This is a genomic window from Priestia sp. P5_B4 (assembly GCF_056400385.1).
In genome coordinates this window covers 1-2,744 of record NZ_JBFULJ010000506.1, presented here as the reverse complement: position 1 = coordinate 2,744, position 2,744 = coordinate 1, and the positions used below count along the sequence as shown (strand labels likewise).

The 2,744-nt window shown below is 36.3% G+C and carries 3 protein-coding genes; all 3 read left to right on the top strand.

Features of this window, described 5'->3' with window-relative positions:
• Positions 1-334: 334 nt before the first annotated feature.
• Positions 335-1,186 carry a transketolase gene (locus AC1DRF_RS22065; protein WP_427076802.1) on the top strand — a complete coding sequence of 284 codons (852 nt, stop codon included), beginning with the start codon at positions 335-337 and terminating at the stop codon, positions 1,184-1,186.
• Positions 1,186-2,133: a transketolase family protein gene (locus AC1DRF_RS22060; RefSeq protein ID WP_427076722.1), complete on the top strand. Its 948-nt coding sequence runs from the start codon at positions 1,186-1,188 to the stop codon at positions 2,131-2,133. The genes AC1DRF_RS22065 and AC1DRF_RS22060 overlap by 1 nt, the downstream gene beginning before the upstream one ends.
• A gap of 49 nt (positions 2,134-2,182) precedes the next feature.
• Positions 2,183-2,744 (top strand): SDR family NAD(P)-dependent oxidoreductase (locus AC1DRF_RS22055; protein WP_477741700.1); only part of this gene is annotated, 562 nt, incomplete at its 3' end.

The window sequence follows — 2,744 nt, the reverse complement described above, 5'->3', positions numbered from 1 at the left end:
GTAATAAGCAGCAATAATTCTAGTGCAAAAGCATAGTTGTTTTTTGATAAAGCTTTTGTTTATATACACAATTTACTAATCAATCAATAAAAAAGTACTGCTTCTAAAATAGGGGCAGTACTTTTTTTTTACTTAAAAACCTTAGAGAAAACAACATACGAATTTACAAAATGACTTGTTTTAAATAAAAAAATTCTAATAATTCAATCTTGTTATTGACGAATTCGCATTTCAGATGTACACTTAAGTCACAAAGCTACTTAGTATACAAGTTACCTAAGTATACTGAATTATATGTTAATGGATATATCATTTAGAAAACAGCAAGTCATAAATTAATGAGGTGACTAAAATGAAAGAAATTAGTATTGAAGAATTAAAAGAAAAAGCCATTCAATTAAGAAAAACAGCTCTTACAATGATTTATGGAGCACAGTCTGGCCATCCAGGAGGTTCACTTTCTGCGGCTGATATTATGGCAGCGCTTTATTTTAAAGAAATGAATGTTGATCCGCACAACCCTAACTGGGAAGATCGCGATAGATTTGTACTTTCTAAAGGTCACGTTTGTCCCATTCAGTATTCCGCTTTAGCTTTACGAGGATTCGTTCCCTATGAAACGATATACACGTTAAGAGAATACGATTCTCCGTTTCAAGGGCATCCAGATATGAAAAAGTGCAAAGGTATTGATATTTCAACAGGCTCACTAGGACAAGGACTTTCGTGTGGCGTAGGTATGGCAATCGCAGGTAAACGAGATTTTAAAGACTATAGAGTTTTTTCTTTAGTAGGAGACGGAGAATGTCAAGAAGGACAAATTTGGGAAGCTGCTCAAACAGCAGTTAAGTACCAATTAGATAATTTAGTTGTGTTTGTAGATAATAACAGACTTCAAATCGATGGATTTTGTGATGAAATTATGCCATTGCAAGATTTAGAGAAAAAATTTGATGCATTTGGTTTTGAAACAAAGCGAATTAATGGACACTCCATGGAAGAGATTGTAGCAACATTGGATGAAGTAAGAGTAGCGAAGAATGGAAGACCAAAATGTATCATTTGTGACACGGTAAAAGGTAAAGGCGTTTCGTTCATGGAGGATGTGGGTGATTGGCACGGAGTTGCTCCTAATGAAGAACAATATCATCAAGCAATGGAAGAAGTAGCAGGAGGTTTAAGATAATGAGCATACTAGAAAAAGATCTTACTGTAAAAAAAGCTACGAGAGAGGCCTTTGGAGATGAAATCGTAAAATTAGGGAAAGAAAATAAGAATATTTATGTCATTGATGTAGATATTGCAAAGTCGTGTAAAACAGTAAACTTTATCAAGCAATTACCTGACCAGCATATTAATGTAGGAATTGCAGAGCAAAATGCGGCTGGGTTAGCAGCTGGACTTGCTACGACTGGTAAAATTCCTTTTGTAAGCACTTACGCGGTTTTTGGTTCGTTAAGAATGCTTGAACAAATTAGACAAGAAGTCTGCTATCCTAACTTAAATGTAAAGATTGCTTGTTCACACGGGGGGTTAACGCCAGCTAATGATGGCGGAAGTCATCAAGCTATAGAAGATATGGGTGTATTAAGATCGGTTCCAAATATGACCGTCATTATGGGAGCTGACTATTATTCTACTAGAAAGCTAGTAGAACAAGCTGCTAAAGTGTACGGACCTGTATATCTTCGTTTTACTCGCGATACGGTTCCAATGATTTACGATGAAAATGAAGAGTTTACAATTGGAAAAGCGAAGAAAATTAAAGATGGAAGCGCCATCGCTATTATTGCCAACGGCGATACAGTACGACTCGCTTTAGAGGCAACGAAAGAATTAGAGAAACAAGGCATATCTGTGAAATTACTAGACATGCATACTATTAAGCCTTTAGATCGAGAAGCAGTGGTTGATTGCTTAAATATCGGAAAAATCATTACGGTTGAAGACCACAATATTCTAAACGGCCTTGGCAGTGCCGTATGTGAAGTAGTTGCGGAAGAGGGAAAAGGTACAGTTCGAAGAATTGGTGTACAGGATCAATTTGGACAATCTGCACCTTATGAAAAACTATTAGAGTTAAATGGAATTACTGTAGAAAATATTATCAAAACAGCTAAAGAACTGATTTAAGACTAACTATATTAAATAGATAAAGCTAACAAGATGGGGGAAATATAATATGTTTGATTTAAAAGAGAGAGTAGCAATTATTACTGGTAGCGGTTCCAAAAAAGGAATTGGACGTACAATCGCCCTGACACTTGCAGAGCAAGGAGCAGCTGTTGTTATAGCAGATATTAATTTTGATGGTGTACAGGATACAGTCAACGAAATAAAAGAAGCTGGCGGCAAAGCCTTGGGAATAGAGTTAAATGTAACAAGTAAAGATTCTTGCGATGCGATGGTTAAACAAACACTTGAAGAATTCGGCAGAATTGATATTTTAATTAATAATGCAGGGATTTCTCAAAAGGTTACCGTTCAAGATATGACGCTTGAAGACATTACAAAAGTGTTTAACGTCAATATGTTTGGATTGTTTCTATGTACGCAAGCAGTATTAGAGACAATGAAAGATCAAAAGTATGGTCGAATTATAAGCCTGTCTTCTGTTTCGGCTAAAAGAGGTGGAGGAGTTTTTGGAGGACCGCACTACTCGGCATCTAAGGCCGCAGTACTAGGTTTTTCAAAGAACTTAGCGCGCGAGGTAGCCTTAGATGGTATTACGGTTAACTGTGTAG